Here is a 25,730-nt window from a genome sequence, read left to right on the forward strand (position 1 = left end):
TCAGAAAAATGAGGCCTTTAGATATGGGGTTCGAAAGTAAGCAATTTTGTAGAAAAATGACTATCATTTGTGTATGTATTTTCTGTCTCAAAAACTATATACTGAACATGAAACTTGTTTGAAAGAGGAAACTGCATGATGATTTATTCGAAAGAAATTGTTAGAAAATGGTTAGACGAAGTAGCGGAGCGGGCTAAGGACCATCCGGAGTGGGTGGATGTCTTCGAGCGTTGCTATACAGACACCTTGGACAATACGGTCGAGATTTTAGAAGATGGCTCAACTTTTGTCTTGACTGGGGATATTCCTGCCATGTGGCTTCGGGATTCGACAGCACAACTTAGACCCTACCTTCATGTGGCTAAAAGAGATCCTCTCTTGCGTCAGACCATTGCAGGTTTGGTCAAGCGTCAGATGACCTTGGTGCTCAAGGATCCTTATGCCAACTCCTTTAACATTGAGGAGAACTGGAAGGGCCACCATGAGACTGACCACACGGACCTTAATGGCTGGATTTGGGAACGCAAGTATGAGGTGGACTCGCTTTGCTATCCTTTGCAGTTGGCTTATCTCCTTTGGAAAGAGACTGGCGAAACCAGTCAGTTTGATGAAACTTTTGTCGCAGCGACCAAGGAAATTCTTCATCTCTGGACGGTGGAACAAGACCACAACAATTCACCTTATCGTTTTGTCCGCGATACAGACCGCAAGGAAGATACACTGGTAAATGATGGCTTTGGACCTGACTTTGCCGTGACAGGAATGACCTGGTCAGCTTTTCGTCCGAGTGATGACTGCTGTCAGTATAGCTATTTGATTCCGTCAAATATGTTTGCCGTAGTCGTCTTGGGGTATGTGCAAGAAATCTTTGCAGAACTAGACCTAGCTGATAGCCAAAACATCATGGCAGACGCTAAACGCCTGCAAGCTGAAATCCAAGAAGGCATCGAAAATTACGCTTATACAACTAACAGCAAGGGTGAAAAGATTTATGCCTTTGAAGTGGATGGTCTAGGAAATGTTAGCATCATGGATGATCCAAACGTCCCAAGTCTGCTGGCGGCGCCTTATCTGGGCTATTGCGATGTCAACGATGAAGTGTATCAAGCCACACGCCGTACCATTCTGAGCCCGGAAAATCCATATTTCTACCAAGGAGAATATGCTAGTGGGCTCGGAAGTTCTCATACCTTCTATCGCTATATCTGGCCCATTGCCCTGTCTATCCAAGGCTTGACAACAAAAGATAAGGAGGAGAAGAAATTCTTACTCGATCAGCTCGTTGCCTGCGATGGTGGGACAGGTGTCATGCATGAGAGCTTCCACGTGGACGACCCAACGCTTTACTCTCGTGAATGGTTCTCTTGGGCCAACATGATGTTCTGCGAGTTGGTCTTGGATTACTTGGATATCCGTTAAGGAGCGCGCTTTAGTTTCACCGATTCGTGTCAGAATCACAATTTTACATTTAAAACGATAAAAATAAAAATTTAAGTTAGAATGAGGTTTTACTCATGGAAAATGTTGTCGTACATATTATCTCTCACAGCCACTGGGACCGTGAGTGGTACTTACCTTTTGAAAGCCACCGCATGCAGTTGGTGGAATTATTTGATAATCTTTTTGATCTTTTTGAAAATGATCCTGAGTTCAAGAGCTTCCATTTGGATGGTCAAACTATTGTCCTTGATGACTACTTGGAAATTCGCCCTGAAAATCGCGACAAAGTCCAAGGTTACATTGACGAAGGCAAACTCAAAATTGGTCCCTTTTACATCTTGCAGGATGATTACTTGATTTCCAGCGAAGCCAACGTCCGCAACACCTTGATTGGTCAAGCAGAATGTGCAAAATGGGGCAAATCAACCCAGATTGGTTACTTCCCAGATACTTTTGGAAATATGGGGCAAGCGCCTCAAATCCTTCAAAAATCAGGCATTCATGTGGCAGCCTTTGGCCGTGGTGTTAAGCCGATTGGATTTGATAACCAAGTCCTCGAAGATGAGCAGTTCACTTCCCAGTTTTCAGAAATGTACTGGCAGGGTGCAGACGGAAGTCGTGTCCTCGGTATTCTCTTTGCTAACTGGTACAGTAATGGGAATGAAATTCCAGTGGATAAAGACGAGGCCTTGACCTTCTGGAAACAAAAATTGTCAGACGTGCGTGACTACGCATCAACCAACCAATGGTTGATGATGAACGGATGTGACCACCAGCCTGTACAGCGAAATCTGAGTGAAGCCATTCGTGTGGCAAATGAACTCTTCCCAGATGTTACCTTTGTGCATAGTTCCTTTGATGACTATATCCACGCAGTAGAAAGTGCTCTGCCTGAGCAACTATCTACGGTTACAGGTGAGTTGACGAGCCAGGAAACAGATGGTTGGTACACACTTGCCAACACTTCTTCATCCCGTATTTACCTCAAACAAGCTTTCCAAGAAAATAGCAACCTCCTAGAACAAGTAGTGGAGCCATTGACTGTCATCACTGGTGGGCACAACCATAAGGACCAGTTGACCTATGCTTGGAAAGTCCTTCTACAAAATGCGCCACATGATAGTATCTGTGGCTGTAGTGTGGACGAGGTTCACCGTGAGATGGAAACACGTTTTGCCAAGGTCAACCAAGTCGGAAATTTCATTAAGACCAATCTTCTCAATGAGTGGAAGGGCAAAATCGCAACTCATGAAGCCCAAAGCGACTATCTCTTTACCGTCATTAACACAGGCTTGCATGACAAGGTTGATACAGTCAGCACCGTGATTGATGTGGCGACTTGTGATTTCAAAGAATTGCACCCAACAGAAGGCTATAAGAAGATGGCAGCCTTGACCTTGCCAAACTACCGTGTCGAAGACTTAGAAGGGCATGCTGTAGAAGCGAAAATCGAAGATCTGGGAGCTAACTTTGAGTATGATTTGCCAAAAGATAAGTTCCGTCAGGCTCGCATCGCTCGACAAGTGCGCGTGACAGTACCGGTTCATCTGGCACCACTTTCTTGGACAACTTTCCAATTGCTCGAAGGAGAACAAGAACACCGTGACGGTATTTACCAAAACGGAGTGATCGATACGCCATTTGTAACGGTCAGTGTGGATGATACTATCACAGTCTACGACAAGACAACTCATGAAGCTTATGAAGATGTTATTCGCTTTGAAGACCGTGGTGATATCGGAAATGAGTATATCTACTTCCAACCAAAAGGAACAGAGCCTATCTACGCAGAACTCAAAGGCTGTGAAGTCTTGGAAAATACAGCTCGTTTTGCCAAGATTTTGCTCAAGCATGAATTGACAATTCCAGTAAGTGCAGACGAAAAACTGGATGCGGAACAAAGAGGAATCATCGAGTTTATGACGCGTGAAGCTGGGCGCTCAGAAGAATTGACAACCCTTCCTATGGAAACAGAGATGACCGTCTTTGTTGACAATCCACAAATTCGTTTCAAGACTCGCTTTACTAACACAGCCAAGGACCACCGTATCCGTCTCTTGGTTAAGACTCATAATACGCGTCCAAGCAATGATACGGAAAGCATTTATGAGGTGGTGACACGACCAAACAAACCAGCTGCTTCTTGGGAAAATCCTGAAAATCCTCAACACCAACAAGCCTTCGTCAGTCTGTATGATGATGAAAAAGGGGTGACAGTGGCTAATAAAGGATTGCACGAGTATGAAATCCTTGGAGACGATACCATTGCCGTGACCATTCTTCGTGCCTCAGGTGAGTTAGGTGACTGGGGTTACTTCCCAACACCAGAGGCTCAGTGCTTGCGTGAGTTTGAAGTCGAGTTTGCACTTGAGTGCCACCAAGCAGGGGAACGCTTCTCAGCCTTCCGTCGTGCCAAAGCCTTCCAAACACCATTTACTAGTCTTCAGCTTACTAAACAAGAAGGAAGTGTGGCAGCGACTGGTAGCCTCTTGAGCCATGCGGCGCTCAGCTTGCCACAAGTCTGCCCGACAGCCTTTAAGGTAGCTGAAAATGAAGAAGGATATGTACTTCGTTACTACAATATGAGCCAAGAAAATGTGCGCATATCTGAACACCAACAAACCATTCTTGACTTACTTGAGCGACCATATCCAGTTCATTCAGGACTATTAGCGCCACAAGAAATTCGTACAGAATTGATCAAAAAAGAAGAAATTTAACAGTTTTAAAGTGTTTGATAACTAATACTATGAGATAGAAAGGAGGGGCGAAAGAGTTAGGATGAACTACTGAGTCGCCCCTTTTTATGGGAAGAACAATGACCATTGCAACCATTGATATCGGAGGGACTGGGATTAAGTTTGCCAGTCTGACTCCTGATGGAAAAATACTAGATAAGACAAGTATTCCGACGCCAGAAAGTTTGGAGGATTTACTAGCTTGGCTAGACCAACGCTTGGCAGAACAAGATTATAAGGGCATTGCTATGAGTGTTCCAGGCGCGGTCAATCAAGAAACAGGTGTGATTGAGGGCATCAGTGCCGTCCCTTACATCCATGGCTTTTCTTGGTATGAAACTCTTGCTCATCATCAACTCCCTGTCCATCTAGAAAATGATGCCAACTGTGTTGGACTTAGTGAACTGCTGGCTCACCCAGAGATTGAAAATGCAGCCTGTGTCGTGATTGGGACAGGAATTGGCGGTGCCATGATTATCAATGGCAAACTTCACCGAGGTCGCCACGGCTTGGGAGGAGAGTTTGGCTACATGACAACTATCGAGCCTGCGGAAAAGCTCAACAACTGGTCGCAACTAGCGTCAACTGGAAATATGGTGCGATACGTGATTGAAAAATCTGGTCAGACTGACTGGGACGGACGCAAGATTTACCAAGAGGCCGCAGCTGGCAATGTTCTTTGTCAAGAAGCCATTTTGCGTATGAACCGTAATTTGGCTCAAGGTTTGCTTAATATCCAGTATCTCATCGACCCAGATGTCATTAGTCTGGGAGGCTCCATCAGTCAGAATCCAGACTTTATCCAAGGTGTCAAAAAAGCTGTCGATGAATTTGTCGAAACCTACGAAGAATACACGGTCGCACCAGTTATCCAGGCCTGCACCTATCACGCAGACGCCAATCTCTACGGTGCCCTTGTCAACTGGCTACAGGAGGAAAACCAATGGTAGTTTTTACAGGACTTAGTCCTAAACAAACTCAGGCAATCGACTTGCTGACAAAACATATCTCTTTACCAGATGTGGAAGTTGCAGTCGCTCAGTCTGACCAAACGTCTATCTCGATTATAGGTCAAGGTGGACACTATCAACTAACCTATCGCAAACCTCACCAACTCTACCGCGCCTTGTCAGTGCTAGCAACAGCTCTAGTAGAAGGTGATAAGGTAGCGATTGAGGAGCAGGCGGCTTATGAAGATTTAGCCTACATGGCAGACTGTTCTCGCAATGCAGTTTTGAATGTGGCTTCTGCCAAACAGATGATTGAAGTCTTGGCTCTCATGGGTTACTCAACCTTCGAGCTCTACATGGAAGATACCTACCAGATTGAGGGGCAACCTTACTTTGGTTACTTCCGCGGGGCTTATTCAGCAGAGGAGTTGCAGGAAATCGAAGCCTATGCCCAGCAGTTTGATATGACCTTTGTGCCTTGTATCCAGACCTTGGCCCACTTGTCAGCCTTCGTCAAATGGGGTGTCAAAGAAGTGCAAGAACTCCGTGATGTAGAGGACATTCTCCTTATCGGTGAAGAAAAGGTTTATGATTTGATTGACGGGATGTTTGCCACTCTGTCTAAACTGCAGACACGCAAGGTCAATATTGGGATGGACGAAGCTCACTTGGTTGGTTTGGGGCGCTACCTCATTTTGAACGGTGTTGTGGACCGTAGTCTCCTCATGTGCCAACACTTGGAGCGTGTGTTGGATATTGCAGACAAGTATGGTTTCCACTGCCAAATGTGGAGTGACATGTTCTTCAAACTCATGTCAGCAGATGGCCAGTACGACCGCGATGTGGAAATTCCTGAGGAAACTCGTGTCTACCTAGACCGTCTCAAAGACCGTGTAACCTTGGTTTACTGGGATTATTATCAGGACAGCGAAGAAAAGTACAATCGCAATTTCCGCAATCACCACAAGATTAGCCAAGATATTACCTTTGCAGGTGGTGCTTGGAAGTGGATCGGTTTTACACCCAACAACCATTTCAGCCATCTCATCGCTATGGAGGCCAACAAAGCCTGTCGTGCTAATCAGATAAAAGAGGTCATTGTAACGGGTTGGGGGGACAATGGTGGAGAAACTGCCCAGTTTTCTATTCTACCAAGTCTGCAAATCTGGGCAGAACTCAGCTACCGCAATGACCTCGACCGTTTGTCTGCACACTTCAAGACCAATACGGGTCTATCGGTTGAGGACTTTATACAGATTGACCTAGCTAACCTCTTGCCAGACCTGCCAGATAATCTCAGTGGTATCAATCCCAACCGCTATGTCTTTTATCAGGATGTTCTTTGTCCGATTCTTGACAGGCACGTGACACCTGAACAGGACAAACCACACTTCGCTCAGGCAGCTGAGACGCTTTCTGAAATCAAAGAAAAAGCAGGAAATTATGCTTACCTCTTTGAAACTCAGGCCCAGTTGAACCAGATTTTAAGCAGTAAAGTGGATGTGGGACGACGCATCCGTCAGGCCTACCAAGCGGGTGATAAAGAAAGTCTGAGAGAAATCGCAAGACAAGAATTACCAAAACTCAGAAGCGAGATTGAACACTTCCATGCTCTCTTTAGCCACCAATGGTTGAAAGAAAACAAGGTCTTTGGCTTGGATACAGTCGATATCCGTATGGGCGGACTCTTGCAACGGTTCAAACGAGCAGAAAGCCGCATCGAAACTTATCTAGCAGGGCAGATTGACCGCATCGACGAGCTAGAAGTTGAAATCCTACCATTTACTGACTTCTACGCAGACAAGGATTTCGCAGCAACTACAGCCAACCAGTGGCATACTATTGCGACCGCATCGACGATTTATACGACTTAACACTCTTCGAAAATCTCTTCAAACCACGTCAGCTTCGCCTTGCCGTATATATGTTACTGACTTCGTCAGTTTTATCTGCAACCTCAAAGCAGTGCTTTGAGCAGCTTGCGGCTAGCTTCCTAGTTTGCTCTTTGATTTTCATTGAGTATAAAAACAAGAACAGTGTCCCTTGTTCAGAGTGTTTCTCGTGAAACCTATTTCTTATAAAAAACTTCTCCACAAAAAATAATTTGTGGAGTTTTTTCTATAATTAGTAGTTTAACCTAGCCTTCAAATAGGAGTATACTAATAATGTAATCGTTATCAAACCTAAAAATTCGATGAAATCAGTTTTTAGGAATAAAATGGGAGGAAATTATGAAAAAGTTTTCAAAGACCTTGAGGGATAACTGGATTTTTCTCTTGATGGTTTTACCAGGGGCACTTTGGTTGATTCTATTCTTCTATATCCCAGTATTTGGAAATGTGGTCGCCTTTAAAGATTACCATATGAGTGGTGAAGGATTTATCCACAGTATTATGAATAGTAAGTGGGTCGGCCTCGATAACTTTAAGTTCTTGTTTAGTTCTAAAGATGCCTTTATCATTACTCGAAATACCGTCCTTTACAACCTTGGATTCATCTTTATTGGTTTGATTGTGTCGGTTGGAATTGCCATCATCCTCAGTGAGCTTCGTTCTAAGAGAATGGTTAAAATTTTCCAAACGTCTATGTTGTTCCCTTACTTTCTGTCATGGGTTATCATCAGTTTCTTTACAGATGCCTTCCTAAACATTGACAAAGGGGTCTTCAACCATTTCCTAACATCCATTGGCATGAAGGAAGTCAACTTTTACGCTGACTTAGGCATTTGGCCATACCTTCTCCTTTTCCTAGGTATTTGGAAAGGCTTTGGATATAGCAGTGTCATGTACTATGCAACAATCATGGGAATTGACCCAACCTACTACGAAGCAGCAACAGTGGACGGGGCTAGCAAGTGGCAACGCATTCGCAACGTAACCATTCCTCAGTTGACTCCGCTTGTAACTGTATTGACCATCCTTGCAGTCGGAAATATCTTCCGCGCAGACTTCGGTCTCTTCTATCAAATCCCACACAATGCTGGTCAGCTTTACAATGTAACTAACGTTTTGGACGTATATGTCTTTAATGGTTTGACTCAGACAGCAGATATCGGTATGGCTTCAGCAGCCGGTCTTTACCAATCCGTTGTCGGCTTGATACTGGTTATTCTATCAAACTTGCTTGCAAGACGAGTTGATCCAAACTCAGCTTTGTTCTAGAAAGGGGGAGAATATGGCAGAAAAGAAAATTAAAAAAGAAAAAATCGATAATGTCGGCATTCACTCCTTCAGTAAGAAAGCAGATATCTTCTTTAGTATCATCTCTGGTTTGATCGCTCTTTCTTGTATCTTGCCCTTTATCTTCGTTATCATCATTTCGGTGACAGACGAAAAGAGCATCCTCCAGTATGGATATAGCTTTTTCCCTTCGAAATTTGGTGTAGATGGATTCCAGTTCTTAGCTCAGTTTAAAGATAAGATCCTCCAAGCGCTCTTTATCTCAGTTTTTGTAACCGTAGTCGGAACAGTGACCAACGTCTTCATCACGACAACTTATGCCTACGCCATCTCACGGACAACCTTTAAGTACCGCAGATTCTTCACGATCTTCGCTCTTCTTAGTATGTTGTTCAATGCTGGTTTGGTACCAGGCTATATCGTGGTCACTCGTTTGCTTCAACTTGGTGATACCGTTTGGGCCTTGATTGTTCCAATGCTTCTTTCACCATTCAACATCATCTTGATGCGTTCCTTCTTCAAGAAGACCATTCCAGAAGCTATTCTCGAATCTGCTCGTATCGATGGTGCCAGTGAAGCTCGGATCTTCTTCCAGATTTGTTTGCCATTGTCACTTCCAGGTATCGCAACCATCACGCTTTTGACAGCTCTTGGATTCTGGAACGACTGGTTCAACGCCCTTCTTTACATCAAGAGTGACAACTTGTATCCATTACAGTATTTGCTCATGCAAATCCAACAAAATATGGACTACATCGCCAAAGCAGTCGGTCTTTCTGGTCAACTGGGAGTCGCTCTTCCAAAGGAAACGGGTCGTATGGCCATGGTTGTCGTTGCAACCCTTCCAATCGCGATTCTCTATCCATTCTTCCAACGCTACTTTGTAAAAGGTTTGACCATCGGTGGTGTGAAAGAATAGGACTTACTGAGAAACATCGTTTCTCCCTTCCCAACTTCATCTTAGTGGCTGAAGTTAAAATCATTAAATCGTTTATAAGTTTAAAAATAAAAAAAGGAGTTTTTATCATGAAAAACTGGAAAAAATATGCTTTTGCATCTGCTAGCGTAGTCGCTTTGGCTGCAAGTCTTGCTGCCTGTGGAAACCTTACAGGTAACAACAAAAAAGCTGCAGATACTACTTCAGGTGAAAAACCTGTAATCAAAATGTACCAAATCGGTGACAAACCAGACAACTTGGATGAATTGCTAGAAAATGCAAACAAAATCATCGAAGAAAAAGTCGGTGCTAAATTGGATATCCAATACCTTGGATGGGGTGACTATGATAAGAAAATGTCTGTTATCACATCATCTGGTGAAAACTATGATATCGCATTTGCATCTAACTATGTCGTAAATGCTCAAAAAGGTGCCTATGCTGACTTAACAGAATTGTATAAAAAAGAAGGAGCAGAGCTTTACAAAGCACTTGACCCAGCTTACATCAAAGGGAACACTGTAAACGGTAAGATCTATGCAGTACCAGTTGCAGCTAACGTTGCATCATCTCAAAACTTTGCCTTCAACGGAACTCTTCTTGCTAAATACGGTATCGATATTTCAGGTGTAACTTCATACGAAACACTTGAGCCAGTCTTGAAACAAATCAAAGAAAAAGCTCCAGATGTAGTACCATTTGCGGTTACGAAGAACTTTATCCCATCTGATAACTTTGACTACCCAGTACCAAACGGACTTCCATTTGTTATCGACCTTGAAGGAGACACTACTAAGATCGTAAACCGTTACGAAGTGCCTCGTTTCAAAGAACACTTGAAGACTCTTCACAAATTCTATGAAGAAGGGTATATTCCAAAAGACGTAGCAACAAGCGACACTTCATTTGACCTTCAACAAGATACTTGGTTTGTTCGTGAAGAAACAGTAGGACCAGCTGACTATGGTAACAGTTTGCTCTCTCGTGTTGCTAACAAAGATATCCAAATCAAACCAATCACTAACTTTATCAAGAAAAACCAAACAACACAAGTTGCTAACTTTGTCATCTCAAACAACTCTAAGAACAAAGAAAAATCAATGGAAGTGTTGAACCTCTTGAACACGAACCCAGAACTCTTGAACGGTCTTGTTTACGGTCCAGAAGGCAAGAACTGGGAAAAAATTCAAGGTAAAGAAAACCGTGTACGTGTCCTTGATGGCTACAAAGGAAATACTCACATGGGTGGATGGAACACTGGTAACAACTGGATTCTTTACATCAACGAAAACGTTACAGATCAACAAATCGAAGATTCTAAGAAACAATTGGCAGAAGCTAAAGAATCTCCAGCACTTGGATTTATCTTTAACACTGACAATGTGAAATCTGAAATCTCAGCAATTTCTAACACAATGCAACAATTCGATACAGCTATCAACACTGGTACTGTAGACCCAGATAAAGCAATCCCAGAATTGATGGAAAAATTGAAATCTGAAGGTGCCTACGAAAAAGTATTGAACGAAATGCAAAAACAATACGACGAATTCTTGAAAAACAAAAAATCATAAGTTCGATTGATTTCGTGTATTCATTCCTAATTCCTAAAAATGTGATCACTGCCTTCCTTAGTTCTCTAGGGGAGGTAGTGATTTTTAGGATGTAAAAATGAAAAGAGTGGTTCTGAGGGTTTATACGATGTGATACACATACATCTATAGGGGATTTATTATGAAAAAATATCGTCTTCTTTTCAAAATGAGTGCTGTCTTCTCTTACCTATTTTTCGTATTTGGCCTTTCCCAGCTGACGCTTATTGTCCAAAACTATTGGCAATTTTCTTCCCAGATTGGCAATTTCTTCTGGATTCAAAATATCTTGAGTTTGCTATTTAGCGGAGTCATGATTTGGATTCTGGTTAAGACAGGCCATGGTTATCTCTTTCGCATTCCAAGAGAAAAATGGCTTTGGTATTCGATTTTGACAGTATTAGTGGTAGTGCTCCAGATCTTTTTTAACGTTCAGACAGCTAAACATGTTCAGTCAACTGCTGAAGGTTGGGCTGTATTGATTGGTTATAGTGGGACTAACTTTGCAGAGCTAGGTATCTATATAGCCCTGTTCTTTCTGATTCCACTGATGGAAGAGTTAATCTATAGAGGATTACTGCAACACGCCTTTTTTAAAGATTCGAGATTTGCTCTTGATTTGCTTCTTCCGTCCATTTTATTTGCTCTCCCTCATTTTTCAAGCCTTCCTAGTCTGTTAGATATCTTCGTCTTTGCAACATCTGGAATCATTTTTGCTGGTTTGACCCGTTATACCAAGAGCATTTATCCTTCCTATGCGGTGCATGTGATCAATAATATTGTAGCGACATTGCCATTTCTGCTGACGTTTTTACATAGGGCGTTTGGGTAAAATACTGGCTGGAGAGTTAGGAATTATAGTTTTTCAATTTATAAGTGAATTTCAGGAGGGAAATGAGTATGACACCATTAAAATGGTTCGATGGAGGTAGAGAAAGGCGTTGTGAAGCGATGACCATCATTGATCATCTATTGGAAGATATAAAGGCTGCGCCTCAACTTACTCCCTTGAAAAATCAGTTAGTGATTTATAAAAAACGATTAAAGGATGATGGAACCTCTACTCCATTTATTCTGAGCCAAATGAACGTTGACATCTCACGTGTGTTGATTGACAATAAGCTGGGTTTGTCAGAAAGTCAAGCTAAGCAAATCAAAAAATTGAGAGAATTATCTGCGATTCGCTATGGTTACTGATGAAGTGCAGGGGTAGGACTCTTTCAACAATTTCCGGTCAAATAAATTGCATTCGTTTTCTCAAGTGGGTATACTAGTATAGTTGAATGAAAAATTCTGAAAATTTAAGAATAGAAAAGAGAACAAATCTTATGGCAAAAGATATTCGTGTCTTACTTTACTACCTCTATACTCCAATTGAAAATGCAGAGCAATTTGCTGCAGACCACTTGGCTTTCTGTAAATCAATTGGCCTCAAAGGCCGTATCCTAGTCGCTGACGAGGGAATCAACGGAACAGTTTCAGGTGACTACGAAACAACTCAAAAATACATGGACTACGTTCACAGCCTCCCAGGCATGGAAGACCTCTGGTTCAAGATTGACGAAGAAAGTGAACAAGCTTTTAAGAAGATGTTTGTTCGCTACAAGAAAGAAATTGTCCACCTTGGTTTGGAAGACAACGACTTTGATAATGACATCAACCCACTTGAAACAACAGGTGCTTACTTGTCTCCAAAAGAGTTCAAAGAAGCCCTTCTTGACGAAGATACAGTTGTCCTTGACACACGTAACGATTATGAGTACGACCTAGGACATTTCCGTGGGGCTATCCGCCCAGACATCCGCAACTTCCGTGAGTTACCACAGTGGGTCCGCGACAACAAGGAAAAATTCATGGACAAGCGTGTCGTGGTTTACTGTACAGGTGGGGTTCGCTGTGAGAAATTCTCAGGTTGGATGGTTCGTGAAGGCTACAAAGATGTCGGCCAATTGCACGGAGGAATCGCAACTTACGGTAAAGACCCAGAAGTTCAAGGTGAGCTTTGGGATGGGAAAATGTACGTCTTTGACGAGCGTATCGCAGTTGATGTTAACCATGTCAACCCAACCATCGTAGGGAAAGACTGGTTTGATGGAACACCATGTGAACGTTATGTCAACTGTGGAAATCCCTTCTGTAACCGTCGTATCCTAACATCAGAAGAAAATGAAGACAAGTACCTTCGTGGATGCTCACACGAGTGCCGTGTTCACCCACGCAACCGCTATGTTTCAGAAAATGAATTGACACAAGATCAAGTCATCGAGCGTTTAGCAGCAATTGGTGAAAGCTTGGATCAAGCAGCTACTGTATAACATCAAACAGTCCTAAAGGGCTGTTTTTCTATGCTTTTTATCTAAAAAACTAAAGTTTGTTTCTGTATCTTTCAGGAAAATAGGTTATACTGTATGTAAACGATTTCAAAGGAGGCCAGTTATGGCGAAAACATTTTTTATCCCAAATAAAGATAGTATTCTAGGACAACAGGAGGTCTTGACTGCCAAGTCCATCTTGGCCTTGGTGGAGGGCTTGGAGTCACACAGTTATGATGCAGTCTATCTCCGTCAACCCCTCAATCGTCTCGAGTATATCGAGTGTGGGATTGTAGGCCAGTCGCAATTTCTTTTCAAAATCAACTATGCGGATAGCCGAAAAGGCTATCAAGTGGTGATTCCAGACTTCCTTACCAGAGCAGACTGGGAGATTGTAGAAGCTCTCCTCCAAGCCCTATCGAGTAAGTTGGGGCAAGTGGTAGAAGGGTTAGAAGGGTTAGAAGGGTTTGAGTTTGAAGCTTATTTCCGACAAACGGTCAAGCAATATTTAGCGGATAAGGCGGTTCGTTTAGTATATTGCCAAGGACTCTTGTCGCCTATCTATCTCAACAAGGAATACCTCGAGAGCTTTTTGGCTGAGGATGGATTGGCACGTTTTGAAGAGCTGGTCAAGAAGGTTCAAGGATCTGATGCCTACCTTGCCAGTGTGAAATTTTACCCAGACGCCCAAGGCAAGGTGCACGGTATCTATCACCTAGCCCAGGGAGTCAAGACGATTTTGCCAAAGGAACCCTTTGTACCAGCTCCTTATACCGAGCAGCTGGCAGGCAAGGAGCTTGTTTGGGAGATTGACCTAGTGGCGATTTCTGGTGATGGCTCAAAAGTAGAAGACTATGAAGCCATCGCCCGCTTGGATTATGAAAAATTCCTAGAGTCACTACCAAAAGCATTTTACCAGCAATTAGATGCTAATCAATTAGAAGTACAACCCATACTAGGACAAGATTTTGAAGGATTGGCAACTATCAAGTAGACATTGTTCAAAAAAGAGTAAGCATAAAAATCCCTGTCATTAATAAATGGCAGGGATTTTGGTTAAAAGAATGTCAGGATGCGAAGGTAGTCCACTGTCAGCGCAAGCTCTGCAATGAAGAAGGGTAAGAGAATGGCGCCATCAAGTAAGACAGCGAGCAAGAATCGATAAAATGGGTCGAGGCTACTGGTCTTACTTGGCTTGCTAATCACAAAGAGATTGCCAAGAGCAAAGATGGCCATACTTAGAAGAGTGAGGATGCCAGCGAATCGCAAGCCACCAAAAAGTGCAAAGAAACTTGCTAGAGCTGTTAGGACAAGCGGGATAGCAAAGAGTCTGCTATACCGATCAAAGGCTTCTTGGAATGTGAAGTCACTCTCCTGATCCAGCACACGTCGGACAGTAAAGCCTCCCAAAATGATGGAAAAGTAAAATAGAGCGCTAGCGACCAAGATAGAAAGGCCAGCAAAGAGATCCAAAGGTGGGAGCTGGTTAGGAGAACTATTAGCAATAGAAATCATATAGCCATAGTAGAGGTGCTTGATATGATAGATACTAAAGAAAAGGTTGATTGACGACAGCAAGGTGAGTAGGGCAAAGACACTATAACGATGCTTTTGGTCCGTATTCTTGCTGGCAGTTGGTTCTTGGATAGCGTCCAGCAGCCAAGTCCAAAATAGTGCGATTTCTTCTTTGAATCGAGCAGTTTTGCGGGGGTCAATATCTGGGATATAGGGGCTTTCTAAAGCCTTGCTGAGGATACTTTTCTCTTTTGCAGGGGTTTCTTGCTTGTGCTCCTCTTCAGCTTTCCCTTCTCCCTCTTCCTTGGTTTGGGTTTCCTCAGTCATTTCGGGAGCTTCCTCCTCATGCCTTTCCAACTCTTTAGGTGAGACAGAAGTTTCTTGGCTTACTTGTGGTTCAGTTTCCACAGTTTCTGAAGTCTCAGGCTCGCTGGGCTGGTTTTCCGATTTCGTCTGAGGCGATTTCTTCTCAAGATCGGCACTTTCAAACCATTCTTGTGTCATGGTGGAACCTCCTTTTTAATGGTCGTTTTCTATCTTTAGACTAGCAGATGAAAGCGTTTTTGTCAATGATTTCTAGGTGGAGCAGAGTATTCTTCTTCCTTGGTGAGGTAGATATCCTGGTTTGCTTTTATAATGAGCAGGTCCTTGACATCTGCTTTATCTGTCTTGTATGGGTTGGCAAGTTCATTCTCTCTTTGTCGAGGGTGTTCTCTTTGTGCATTATGATAAATACCGCCATGCTTAGAAGACATATCTAGATTGATACGATCGAATTCTGCCTTAGAAAGAAAGAGTCTTAAGTGGTTATGAGAGTCTAGCTCAACCTTACCGTGAACCTGAATATTTTCAGCATAGATGTGTCCCCCCTCCGTCTTAACCTGACTATCTGTCAGTTCGGCATCAAAGATATTGATGATATGAGGTGTCGTTAGTGTGCTGTTCTTGATAGAACTTTCAGTTAGTCTTAAGAGATAGCCTTTTGTTTTGATTGTCGCATTTTCAAGATTGGCTTGACGAATATTGGTTTGTCCACGATTGGCTGAGACGGTGATAGCTTGCAGTCTTCTTCCTTTAGGGAGGGAGAGAATGACTTCGTCAAAACGGTGAGAATAACTGCTGGCAATACGAAGTAGGCCTTCGATTCCTGAACCTAGAAAGCGATGTTGGGAGGCTTGTTTGTCAGTGACGGTCAGTGTTTTGTAACTCATGCCAGTAGTCAGATCGTGACGACCAGACACCGAAGGATGATAGGTGATATGGATCTTGTCATCTACAGACTCTGTGATGGTTAGGCTGTGCTCTTCAAGGGTCAAATCAAGTTTTTCCACTTCATTTCCAAAGGTCACTTCTTCGATACGATTGTCATAGACGGGGTCTTTTGACATGGCAAGTAAACTTTGAATACCATTGGACTGCGCGCCTACAATGATCATGATAAAACCGAGGATTGTAGAAACCACACCAAAGATGAGAAATCCTTTTGTCAATTTACGCATGTCTGTCACCTCTCTTTCCTTTTTTAAGAATCCATTGTGCCAAGCGGACGATTAGGAGGCCAAAGAAACGAGCTACATAGGAGATACCCAGTAGAACAAGAGAAGAAGCACCGATAGAAAGCAAACCGGCCCCAAAAATCAAGATAAAGGCAGATTTGGCTTCGACTAGGACGCTAAAGCTCTCTACGATAAAGAGTCCACCTAGCAGGATACCCGTCACAGAGACGGTAAAGAAGGCTAAAATGACGGAGACGGCTGCGATAATAATACCGATGATGGCCATGAGGATGCCGATCCCGACCGGAATTCCGATAGGAGCTACTAGCAGGGCCAGGAGGGCAATGTGTAGCAGTTGACGGTCATTCTTTTGAGCAGGGGCTTCATTGACTTTTTTATCGAGAAGATCAGAGAGGATATCATGGGCAGCTTCTTTTGGAGTTCCCAGACTGGCAATGAGTTCCTCTTCGCCCTCTGGACCTGCATCGTCAAATAGTTCCTTAAAGTAGTCCATAGCTTCGATGCGGTCAGCTTCAGGCAGTTTATGGAGATAGGTTTCTAACTGAGTCAGATAGTCAGTTCTTGTCATGGCGGATACTCCCTTCTATGATGCCGTTGACGGTGTCGGTATAGAGCGTCCACTCTTCCTTTAGAGTAACGAGCTGCTCTACGCCCCGATTGGTCAAGGAGTAGTATTTGCGCATACGCCCCTGAAACTCTCTAGAGTAGGTGGTCAGAAAGCCACTGGCTTCCAATTTTTTGAGAATGGGATAGAGCGTAGATTCTTTGATATTGGCGATGAGCTTAATGGTTTGACTAATCTCATAACCATAAGAATCCCCCTGCTCCAGTACAGCCAAGATGAGAAACTCGATCAAGGCAGAGGATGTTGGGAAGTACATGGGAAACCTCCTTTATATTATATAAAAATTTTATATATACTCTTTTCAAATATATTGTATCTCAAGTTGAAAGCCCTGTCAAGAAATATGTGTAAAAATTTTATATATAAAAAACTCCTAGTATAAACTAGAAGTTTAGAGGATTTTTTCAGCCCGATCCACCATAAAGAGCGAGATGGTCATGATGATATCGATGGCTAGAAGGGCAAGAACCGCTGGAACCCAAGATTGAAAAAGTTCAAAACTATAACCAAACAAGGCAGGTCCAAAAGCAGCTAAGATGTAGCCCCCTGTTTGCGCTAGTCCTGATAGCTGAGCTGTCTTTTCAGGAGAACTGGTTTTAAGAGAAAAGCAAACCATGAGGTAGGGGAAGAGGGCGCTGCAGGCCGTTCCAATCAAGAGATGGACGACTAACCAGTAGAGGAAATTATTGGCTGGATACAAGAGCATGGCAATTCCTATCATACCAGCGATAGAGATAATTGCCAGCATGATTCGACGATGACCATCTGACAGACGAGTGGTCAGACTTGGAACAGTCATTGAAAAAGGAATGCTGATCAGTGAGAAAATAGAAGCCAGAAGAGCCGCATCACTATTAGAAATACCAGCACTAACAGCCATAGTTGGCAACCAGGTCATGCTTGTATAAAAGAGCAAGGACTGAAGTCCGCCAAAGATAATGATAGCCCAGACATCTTTACTTTTTAGAATATTCTCTTTGACTTGCTTTTCTTTTTGGCTTTCTAGGTGGTGGTTGTGGCGATGATTTGGTAACCAGACTAGCAGAGTGACCAGACAGAGAAAGCTGAGAACGAGGATGAGTCCCTTCCAAGAACTAGCTTGGGTGATAGGGACAGAAAGATAAGAAGCGATGGCTGTCGAAATTCCCATGGCAGTGACATAGAGAGTTGTTAGGAAACTAATCTTTTGAGGCTGATTTGCCTGGATCATACTTGGGAGGAGTACATTGAAGATCGCAATGCTTGCTCCGATGATCAGAGTCCCTAGATAGAGAAGGGGAAGATTGAAAATCCGAATGACAGAGCCAATAGTTAAGAGGAGGAGACAGTAAGTAAAGAGATGTTCCAACCCGATTTTTTGTGCCAAGCGGCTTGCAAAAGCAGAGAAAAGAGCAAACATCAAGAGAGGGAGACTGGTTAAAATCCCAAGAGAGCTAACCTCCACTCCTAGTCCCTGAGCGATATCTCCTAAAATGGTTGGAAGAGCAGTAAAAGGAGATCGTAAAACAGTCCCGATTAAGACAATTCCAAGAACAAAAAAGAGTGATTGTTTTTTCATGAAAACCTCGATAGGATGATTTTAATAACAGCTTATTTTAAGGTTTTTTCCTTATAATGTCAAGTAATGACAGCCAAGACAGTTCAATCAATGGAAGTGAAAATAAAGTGAAAAGAGACAGATTTCTTTACTAGAATTTTCCTTGATTTGATATAAAAATAGGAAACTAGGAGAATTTGTGATAAAATAGTGGAAGGAAATCTATACATTGGAGAAAAACTGTGCCTGAAAAGCAAAAAATCAGCGTCTTGATGTCGGTCTATGTAAAGGAAAATCCAACGTTTTTAAGAGATGCTATCAAAAGTGTTCAAAACCAGACCTTGAAACCGAGTGAACTTGTTCTTGTTGAGGACGGCCCGCTCACACCCGAACTCTATCAGGTGCTAGATGAAGTGGAAGCTCAGTCAGACATTCCAGTTAAACGGTGCCCCTTAGAACAAAACCAAGGTTTAGGCTTGGCTCTTCGATACGGTGTTTTACAGTGCCAGTATGACATTATTGCCCGCATGGATACGGATGATTTAGCTGTTCCGGATCGTTTTGAGAAACAGCTTCAGCTAATGGAGAAAGAAGATCTCGATCTCTTAGGCGGCCATATCGCAGAGTTCATTGACAATCCAGATGAGATTGTATCTTATCGTCGTGTTCCAACTCAGCACGCAGACATTGTGGCTTATCAGAGAATGAGAAGCGCCTTTAACCATATGACAGTTATGTTCAAAAAGGACATGGTCCTCAAGGCAGGCAACTATGAAGATGGCCTTTACATGGAGGATGACCTCCTTTGGCTCAATATGATTGCTGCAGGTGCCAAGACTGGGAACCTAGATCAAATCTTGTGTAAGGTTCGTGTCGGTGCAGGGATGTTTGAGCGTCGGGGTGGCTCGCGTTACCTTAAACTCTATCGTCAGGCTCGCCAAAGGATGCTTGAGCGAGGGCAAATTTCTTACATGGAATATGCTAAAAGTGTAGCCATTCAGGCAATTGTTGCACTTTGTCCAGGCTTTGTACGTCAGTTTATCTTCGTCAAACTTTTAAGAAAGAGAAAGTAAGCCCCGATAGACTGAATGATTTAGGCTATCATAACAACAGTATCATCTGACTCTTTTAAGGGGGAGTAAATTCCTATGAATAAAAAACTAACAGATTATGTGATTGATCTGGTTGAAATTTTAAATAAACAGCAAAAACAAGTGTTTTGGGGGATATTCGATATTCTGAGTATGGTGGTTTCCATCATCGTATCTTATATCTTGTTTTATGGCCTTATAAATCCTGCGCCTGTGGATTACGTGATCTACACTCTTTTAGCCTTCCTCCTCTATCAAATCATGATTGCGTTTTGGGGGCTAAATGCTAGTATCAGTCGTTATAGCAAGATTACGGATTTCATGAAAATCTTTTTCGGAGTGATGCTCAGCAGTGTTCTTTCTTATGGAATCTGCTATGCCTTCCTTCCATTGTTTTCTATCCGTTTCATCGTACTCTTCATTTTGTTGAGTACCTTCCTTATCTTGCTTCCTCGTATCACTTGGCAGTTGATTTATTCTAAACGTAAAAAAGGTAGTGGAGATGGAGAACACCGTCGGACCTTCTTGATTGGTGCTGGTGATGGTGGTGCCCTCTTTATGAACAGCTACCAACACCCAACTAGCGACCTTGAGCTAGTGGGGATTTTGGATAACGATGAAAAGAAAAAGGGACAAAAACTAGGTGGAATCCCAGTTTTAGGCTCTTATGATAATCTGCCTGAATTAGCTAAACGTCACCAAATCGAGCGTGTTATCGTAGCGATCCCTTCGCTTGACCCATCAGAGTACGAACGCATCTTGCAGATGTGTAATAAGCTAGGCGTCAAATGTTACAAGATGCCTAAGGTTGAGACAGTCGTTCAAGGACTCCATCAACCAGGTAGTGGTTTCCAAAAAATTGATATCACAGACCTTTTGGGCCGTCAGGAAATTCGTCTCGACGAATCGCGTCTAGGTACGGAGATTACAGGCAAGACCATCCTGGTGACAGGGGCAGGTGGTTCGATTGGTTCGGAGATTTGTCGTCAGGTTAGCCGTTTCAATCCCGAGCGTATCGTCTTGCTTGGACATGGTGAAAACTCAATCTATCTCGTTTATCATGAATTGATCCGTACATTCCAAGGAATTGATTATGTTCCTGTTATTGCAGATATTCAGGACTATGACCGTCTCTTGCAGGTGTTTGAGCAGTACAAACCAGCCATTGTTTATCATGCTGCAGCCCACAAACACGTTCCGATGATGGAACGCAATCCAAAAGAAGCCTTTAAGAACAATATCCTCGGTACCTACAATGTTGCCAAGGCTGTTGATGAAGCCAAAGTACCTAAGATGGTTATGATTTCGACTGACAAGGCGGTCAATCCACCGAATGTTATGGGTGCAACCAAGCGCGTGGCAGAATTGATTGTCACTGGCTTTAACCAACGCAGCAAATCAACCTACTGTGCAGTTCGTTTTGGGAATGTTCTCGGTAGTCGTGGTAGCGTGATTCCTGTCTTTGAACGTCAGATTGCTGAAGGCGGTCCTGTAACGGTGACAGACTTCCGTATGACACGTTACTTTATGACCATTCCAGAGGCTAGCCGTCTAGTAATCCATGCTGGCGCTTATGCCAAGGACGGAGAAGTCTTTATCCTCGATATGGGCAAACCAGTCAAGATCTATGACTTGGCTAAGAAAATGGTTCTTCTAAGCGGACACACTGAAAGTGAAATTCCAATCGTTGAGGTCGGTATCCGCCCAGGAGAAAAACTCTATGAAGAACTCTTGGTTTCGACCGAATTGGTTGATAACCAAGTCATGGACAAGATTTTCGTTGGTAAGGTTAACGTCATGCCTCTAGAAGCCATTGATCAAAAGATTGAAGAATTCCGTTCACTCAGCGGAGATGAGCTCAAAGAAGCCATCATTTCCTTTGCAAATGAGACAACCCATGCTGAGTAAGGGTGACTAATCAACTAATTATAAATAAAAGGCCAAGATTCTGTTTGTACAGGACCTTGGCCTTTTTACTCTGTAATTTCAAATCGTTGTATTATTTATAGTTGCTTAATGATATCATCAATGGTATGGGCAATCCAGTCAGGCTGATAGCTGAGTAAATCAGCCTCTTCTCCAAATCCCCAAGTAACAGCAAACTTTTTAATGCCAGTTTCTTGGGCTCCAATCATATCAAACTTGGTATCCCCAATGATGAGGACCTGGTCTGCATGGAGTTGATGCGTTTGCAAGGCGTAACGGATGACATCTGCCTTGTGTGGTGTTTCAGGACTAGAACCATAAATGCCATCAAAGAAATGATGGATTCCCAGATTTTTAGTCATATCGTGAGCAGTAGGAGTATTCTTTGTTGTAGTGATGTAGAGAGGGTAGTTTTGCGAAAGCTCTTGAAGCAATTCCGTTATTCGGGGGAAGAGTTGCGCTTCGTGGATTCCTTTTTCCTTGTAGTAAGAACGATAGATTTGAACAGCTTCTGAGATTTGTTCCTTGGGAAGACATGTTGCAAAACTACTTTCAAGTGGTGGTCCCATAAAACCACGAATGGTTTTGGCATCAGGGCTAGGAACTCCTAGCTCTTTAAAGGTATGGGTAAAGGCATTGTGGATCCCGATGGAACTGTCAACCAGAGTTCCGTCCAGATCAAAAAAGATTGCTGAGATAGAGGGCATAGTTTCTCCTAATAGATAAAGATGAGTTTATTCGCCGAAGATTTCTTTTTGTAGGCGACGACCAGTAGGTGTGGCGGCGAGTCCACCCTCAGCCGTTTCACGAAAGGCAGTTGGGAGGCTTGATCCAACTTGGTACATGGCATCGATGACTTCGTCAACAGGGATCTTAGACTCGATACCTGCCAAGGCCATGTCTGCTGCGATAAAGGCAAAGCTGGCTCCCATGGCATTGCGCTTTACACAGGGAACTTCGACCAAACCAGCGACGGGATCGCAGATGAGGCCCAGCATATTTTTAATGACAAAGGCGATGGCTTGGCTAGCCTGATAGGGGGTCCCACCTGCAGCCAAGGTTAAGGCTGCGGCACTCATGGCAGAGGCAGAGCCAACTTCGGCCTGACAGCCACCTTCAGCACCTGAGATAGAGGCATTGTTTGCGATGACTAGTCCAAAGGCACCAGCAGCAAAGAGGAAATCCAGCTGTTCTTCGTGGCTAAGGTCTAATTTTTGGATAGCAGCAGTGAGAACGGCTGGCAGACAGCCAGCACTTCCTGCGGTTGGAGTAGCGCAGACCAAGCCCATCTTCGCATTGTGTTCATTGACCGCGATGGCATTACGGGCTGCTGATAGGATGGTAAAGTCCGACAAGGCCTTGCCACTTTTGAGATGGCGGTCTAGTTTGGCCGCGTCTCCGCCCGTTAGGCCACTACGGGATTTATTTTCACTGAGACCGAGCTCGACAGAGGCTTTCATGACTTCTAGATTGCGTTCCATGAGGAGGAGAACTTCTGGCCGTTCCCGACCAGTTAGTTGATATTCTGTCGCAATCATGAGTTCGGCGACATTTCCTTGGAAGTCTAGATCCGCCTGCTCGACCAATTCTTTGATAGAATAAAACATGTTTCCTCCTACTTAAAGAAATTGACATTGTGGAGATGAGGGATTTTTCGGATTTCTTCAATCGCCTCTTCGCAACTTCGACTATCGACTTCGATAATCATAATGGCTTTTTCTCCAGCTTTTTCTCGAGTCACATTCATCTGAGCGATGTTGATATCGAAACGAGAGAGGGCTTCAGTAACATGGGCAATCATACCTGGAACATCCTGATGCACGATGATGATGGTCGGTGTATTCATGTTGAGAGAGACAGCAAAGCCGTTAAGCTCCGTAACTTGGATATTTCCCCCACCAATGGAAATTCCTGTCACACTGATGGACTTGTGTTCATTCTTCACAGTAATTTTAGTGGTATTAGGATGAGGAGCGTTGCTGTCTTTCTGAATGGTCCAGACAATCTTGATACCACGTTTATGGGCAATCTCTAGGCTATTTGGAATGTCGGGATCGTCCGTATCCATACCTAATATACCAGCGACGAGAGCAAGGTCGGTTCCATGACCACGGTAGGTTTTGGCAAATGAATTAAATAATTGGAATTCGACTTCTGTCGGCGTATCATCAAAGATGGAAGAGACGATTTTCCCGATGCGAACAGCTCCAGCAGTATGGCTACTTGATGGGCCAATCATAACTGGTCCGATAATGTCAAAGACAGATTGAAAACGAAGTGAGTGCATCTGTTTCCCCTTACAAAGATTCTTATATCTATTATATCAAAGAATGGACCTCTGCGCTTATTTCCCTTATCAAAAGCTTAAAATGATTAAAGATAGTATAAAATAAGGTCTTTTGTGACAAAAACATCCTTAAAACGGTAAATATAAAACATTTTTGTAATATTTCTACATAAAACCGTTAAACAACGGTAACATTTAAAAGGTATCATAGATATATCCAATGGAAGGAGAATTTTTAGATATGTCATTAACAACTAAAAAAATTAAAACAACTATCGCAGGAGTAGCAACTTTGCTTGCTTTCTTTGCTCCATCACTTGCATCTGCCCAAGAAACTGTAACTTACACAGTTAAATCAGGTGATACTCTTTCAGAAATCGCTGAGAAGTACAACACAACTGTTGAAAAATTGGCGGCAAAAAACAACATCAAAGATATTCACCTTATCTATGTTGACCAAGTTTTGGTTATCGAAGGAACAGCTCCATCGACAGCAACTGCAACTGCTGCAGCTTCAACAACAACTTATGAAGCACCAGCAGCTGCGGAAGAAACTGCAGAAGAAGTAACTGAAACAACAACCTATGAAGCCCCAGCTGCACCTGCAACTCCAGTAGCAGAAAGCAACACTGCAGCAGCTTCTACTGTAAGTGGTTCTGAAGCAGAAGCCAAAGAATGGATCGCTCAAAAAGAGTCAGGTGGTAGCTACACAGCTACAAACGGACGTTACATCGGACGTTACCAATTGACAGATTCATACTTGAACGGTGACTACTCAGCTGAAAACCAAGAACGTGTAGCAGATGCCTACGTTGCAGGACGTTACGGTTCATGGACAGCTGCCAAGAACTTCTGGCTTAACAACGGTTGGTATTAAGAATACAAGAGTCCTTTAGGGCTCTTTTTTGTTTACAAAGATGTTAACTTCTCGCTCTAGCTCTGTTAGTAAGTGTTCATCTTCTACTAGTTTAGCTAAGGAGAGTCCATTCTGTATCAACTGAGCATCATTAGCACAAATGCCGATACGAATATAGGAAAACGCAAGTGTATCGTACTGTTTGCTTGCTTTTGCCTCCTCTAAGAGAGTGTAGCAAAGCTGTTTGCAAAGCAACTTATCACCATTGTAAAGATAAAGAGTTGAGAGATTCAGAAGCAACATCATACGAAGCTGAAAGACAGGACTATAGTGTTTATAAACCTCTAGTCGTTCGAGAATTTTTTCGGTAATCTGATGAATATACTCCATAGGAAAAGCAAAGAGAATGGTATTAAGGACTTTGAGGTCACTCTCATACCAAGTATCTTGTTTCTCAATCTTATCCCATAATCTGTTTACAATGTTGTCAACCTTACTTGACAATTTTTCTATCCCATTTTCACGGATGTAGATAACGATTTCGAGCATATCTTGCAACTGCTGGATGGGAAAATCATGATGTGTTTTTAGATAATGTTGGCATTTTTTGAGTAATTTACTTAAGTCGCTCGTACCACTAATAGAAGCCATTTTTAGAAAAGTCTGCATGATAGTTGATCGTTCACTTGGGTGGTAGAGATGGCAAATATATTCAAACTCTTCAAAACTCATATTAATTTGCTGGAGAAGAAATTCCATATTCTCATATTTTGGAGTTGTCTTGCCACTTTCTATTTTTGATAGGCTGGTTCTTGAGAGAACACCCCCACAGACCTCTTCTTGAGTCAATCCTTTTGACTCACGGATTTCTTTATAAACATTTCCAAAATCGTAGCGCATGATTCCCTCCTTATTTGTGAAAAAAGTTAACAATAAATTGAAACTGATTAAAAATATTGTATCATAGTAATATAAAAAGTAAAAAAGAAATCTAAAATAAATTTGTGAAAAAGGTTAACAAATTTTACGACAAGGTATATTGTATTTTATAATCAAGATGATGAAGTACTAAGGGGGTATCAAATGTATAAAAAAGTATATCGTCTGTTGTTATTTATGTTATGGATGGTTATTTTCTTCCCTTGGGGATGGCTCTTATAAAATTTTGATTAAGTAAAACGAAAGGAAGGTGAGTCCAATGGACTTCGATGTTTACAAATGAATCAAT

23 protein-coding genes are annotated in these 25,730 nt (G+C 42.7%); 14 read left to right on the forward strand and 9 right to left on the reverse strand.

Annotated elements, in window-relative coordinates; genetic code table 11:
- The first annotated feature begins 138 nt into the window (after positions 1-138).
- The 11 genes from B7717_RS04045 to B7717_RS04100 all read left to right on the forward strand — a co-directional run bounded on the left by B7717_RS04045 (position 139) and on the right by B7717_RS04100 (position 14,142).
- Positions 139-1,419 carry a glycoside hydrolase family 125 protein gene (locus tag B7717_RS04045; RefSeq protein ID WP_084944348.1) on the forward strand — a complete coding sequence of 427 codons (1,281 nt, stop codon included), beginning with the start codon at positions 139-141 and terminating at the stop codon, positions 1,417-1,419.
- Positions 1,420-1,514: 95 nt separating this feature from the next.
- Positions 1,515-4,160: an alpha-mannosidase gene (locus B7717_RS04050; RefSeq protein WP_084944259.1), complete on the forward strand. Its 2,646-nt coding sequence runs from the start codon at positions 1,515-1,517 to the stop codon at positions 4,158-4,160.
- 98 nt (positions 4,161-4,258) lie between these two features.
- Complete coding sequence (locus tag B7717_RS04055) at positions 4,259-5,128, forward strand: ROK family protein (RefSeq protein WP_162287133.1); 870 nt, start codon at positions 4,259-4,261, stop codon at positions 5,126-5,128.
- Positions 5,122-7,002: a beta-N-acetylhexosaminidase gene (locus B7717_RS04060; RefSeq protein WP_084944261.1), complete on the forward strand. Its 1,881-nt coding sequence runs from the start codon at positions 5,122-5,124 to the stop codon at positions 7,000-7,002. Before B7717_RS04055 ends, B7717_RS04060 begins: the two co-directional genes overlap by 7 nt.
- Positions 7,003-7,359: 357 nt before the next feature.
- Entirely contained in the window at positions 7,360-8,289 is a 930-nt protein-coding gene (locus B7717_RS04070; RefSeq protein ID WP_061587254.1) for an ABC transporter permease, read from the forward strand.
- A 13-nt stretch (positions 8,290-8,302) separates the two neighbouring features.
- Positions 8,303-9,226 carry a carbohydrate ABC transporter permease gene (locus B7717_RS04075; protein ID WP_000818344.1) on the forward strand — a complete coding sequence of 308 codons (924 nt, stop codon included), beginning with the start codon at positions 8,303-8,305 and terminating at the stop codon, positions 9,224-9,226.
- A gap of 107 nt (positions 9,227-9,333) precedes the next feature.
- Positions 9,334-10,818, forward strand: a complete 1,485-nt coding sequence (locus tag B7717_RS04080; protein WP_049520552.1) for an ABC transporter substrate-binding protein — start codon at positions 9,334-9,336, stop codon at positions 10,816-10,818.
- Between the two features lie 160 nt (positions 10,819-10,978).
- Complete coding sequence (locus B7717_RS04085; protein WP_049477588.1) at positions 10,979-11,668, forward strand: CPBP family intramembrane glutamic endopeptidase; 690 nt, start codon at positions 10,979-10,981, stop codon at positions 11,666-11,668.
- A gap of 68 nt (positions 11,669-11,736) precedes the next feature.
- Positions 11,737-12,033 (forward strand): bacteriocin immunity protein, encoded by a 297-nt coding sequence (locus B7717_RS04090; RefSeq protein WP_049477587.1) that lies wholly within the window; start codon positions 11,737-11,739, stop codon positions 12,031-12,033.
- 131 nt (positions 12,034-12,164) lie between these two features.
- Positions 12,165-13,151, forward strand: coding sequence for an oxygen-dependent tRNA uridine(34) hydroxylase TrhO (gene trhO / locus B7717_RS04095; protein WP_084944262.1), 987 nt, complete (start codon positions 12,165-12,167; stop codon positions 13,149-13,151).
- A gap of 121 nt (positions 13,152-13,272) precedes the next feature.
- Positions 13,273-14,142: a DUF4299 family protein gene (locus tag B7717_RS04100; protein WP_084944263.1), complete on the forward strand. Its 870-nt coding sequence runs from the start codon at positions 13,273-13,275 to the stop codon at positions 14,140-14,142.
- Between the two features lie 62 nt (positions 14,143-14,204).
- Here B7717_RS04100 and B7717_RS04105 read toward each other — a convergent pair whose 3' ends face one another.
- From B7717_RS04105 to B7717_RS04125, 5 genes are all read right to left on the reverse strand, one after another.
- Positions 14,205-15,167 carry a DUF6574 domain-containing protein gene (locus B7717_RS04105; RefSeq protein ID WP_049479848.1) on the reverse strand — a complete coding sequence of 321 codons (963 nt, stop codon included), beginning with the start codon at positions 15,165-15,167 and terminating at the stop codon, positions 14,205-14,207.
- A 62-nt stretch (positions 15,168-15,229) separates the two neighbouring features.
- On the reverse strand, positions 15,230-16,162 hold the full coding sequence (locus tag B7717_RS04110) for a DUF4097 family beta strand repeat-containing protein (RefSeq protein ID WP_084944264.1): 933 nt from the start codon (positions 16,160-16,162) through the stop codon (positions 15,230-15,232).
- Positions 16,155-16,748, reverse strand: coding sequence for a DUF1700 domain-containing protein (locus B7717_RS04115; RefSeq protein WP_000198645.1), 594 nt, complete (start codon positions 16,746-16,748; stop codon positions 16,155-16,157). The genes B7717_RS04110 and B7717_RS04115 overlap by 8 nt, the downstream gene beginning before the upstream one ends.
- Positions 16,735-17,061 (reverse strand): PadR family transcriptional regulator, encoded by a 327-nt coding sequence (locus B7717_RS04120; RefSeq protein WP_000273860.1) that lies wholly within the window; start codon positions 17,059-17,061, stop codon positions 16,735-16,737. The genes B7717_RS04115 and B7717_RS04120 overlap by 14 nt, the downstream gene beginning before the upstream one ends.
- A gap of 135 nt (positions 17,062-17,196) precedes the next feature.
- The gene (locus tag B7717_RS04125) at positions 17,197-18,363 is read right to left on the reverse strand and encodes a CynX/NimT family MFS transporter (protein ID WP_084944265.1); all 1,167 of its coding nucleotides are present in this window, start codon (positions 18,361-18,363) and stop codon (positions 17,197-17,199) included.
- Between the two features lie 221 nt (positions 18,364-18,584).
- Here B7717_RS04125 and B7717_RS04130 point away from each other — a divergent pair, with 221 nt between their 5' ends.
- Both B7717_RS04130 and B7717_RS04135 read left to right on the forward strand, forming a co-directional pair.
- Positions 18,585-19,415 carry a glycosyltransferase gene (locus tag B7717_RS04130; RefSeq protein WP_049478964.1) on the forward strand — a complete coding sequence of 277 codons (831 nt, stop codon included), beginning with the start codon at positions 18,585-18,587 and terminating at the stop codon, positions 19,413-19,415.
- Between the two features lie 75 nt (positions 19,416-19,490).
- Entirely contained in the window at positions 19,491-21,341 is a 1,851-nt protein-coding gene (locus tag B7717_RS04135; protein ID WP_001035723.1) for a nucleoside-diphosphate sugar epimerase/dehydratase, read from the forward strand.
- A 95-nt stretch (positions 21,342-21,436) separates the two neighbouring features.
- Here B7717_RS04135 and B7717_RS04140 read toward each other — a convergent pair whose 3' ends face one another.
- Genes B7717_RS04140 through sdaAB form a run of 3 tightly spaced genes read right to left on the reverse strand, consistent with a single transcriptional unit; the run spans position 21,437 to position 23,646 of the window.
- Positions 21,437-22,066: an HAD-IA family hydrolase gene (locus tag B7717_RS04140; RefSeq protein ID WP_084944266.1), complete on the reverse strand. Its 630-nt coding sequence runs from the start codon at positions 22,064-22,066 to the stop codon at positions 21,437-21,439.
- A 27-nt stretch (positions 22,067-22,093) separates the two neighbouring features.
- Positions 22,094-22,966: an L-serine ammonia-lyase, iron-sulfur-dependent, subunit alpha gene (gene sdaAA / locus B7717_RS04145; RefSeq protein WP_000500031.1), complete on the reverse strand. Its 873-nt coding sequence runs from the start codon at positions 22,964-22,966 to the stop codon at positions 22,094-22,096.
- 8 nt (positions 22,967-22,974) lie between these two features.
- Positions 22,975-23,646 (reverse strand): L-serine ammonia-lyase, iron-sulfur-dependent subunit beta, encoded by a 672-nt coding sequence (gene sdaAB / locus B7717_RS04150; protein ID WP_000555868.1) that lies wholly within the window; start codon positions 23,644-23,646, stop codon positions 22,975-22,977.
- Positions 23,647-23,887: 241 nt separating this feature from the next.
- Between sdaAB and apf the strand changes: the two genes are divergently transcribed.
- The gene (apf, locus tag B7717_RS04155; RefSeq protein WP_084944267.1) at positions 23,888-24,523 is read left to right on the forward strand and encodes an aggregation-promoting factor; all 636 of its coding nucleotides are present in this window, start codon (positions 23,888-23,890) and stop codon (positions 24,521-24,523) included.
- Positions 24,524-24,538: 15 nt separating this feature from the next.
- Here apf and B7717_RS04160 read toward each other — a convergent pair whose 3' ends face one another.
- The gene (locus B7717_RS04160; RefSeq protein ID WP_001268190.1) at positions 24,539-25,402 is read right to left on the reverse strand and encodes a helix-turn-helix domain-containing protein; all 864 of its coding nucleotides are present in this window, start codon (positions 25,400-25,402) and stop codon (positions 24,539-24,541) included.
- Positions 25,403-25,730 lie beyond the last annotated feature (328 nt).

The sequence above is a fragment of the Streptococcus oralis subsp. oralis genome, assembly GCF_002096495.1.
GTDB classification, from domain to species: Bacteria; Bacillota; Bacilli; order Lactobacillales; family Streptococcaceae; genus Streptococcus; species Streptococcus oralis_CU.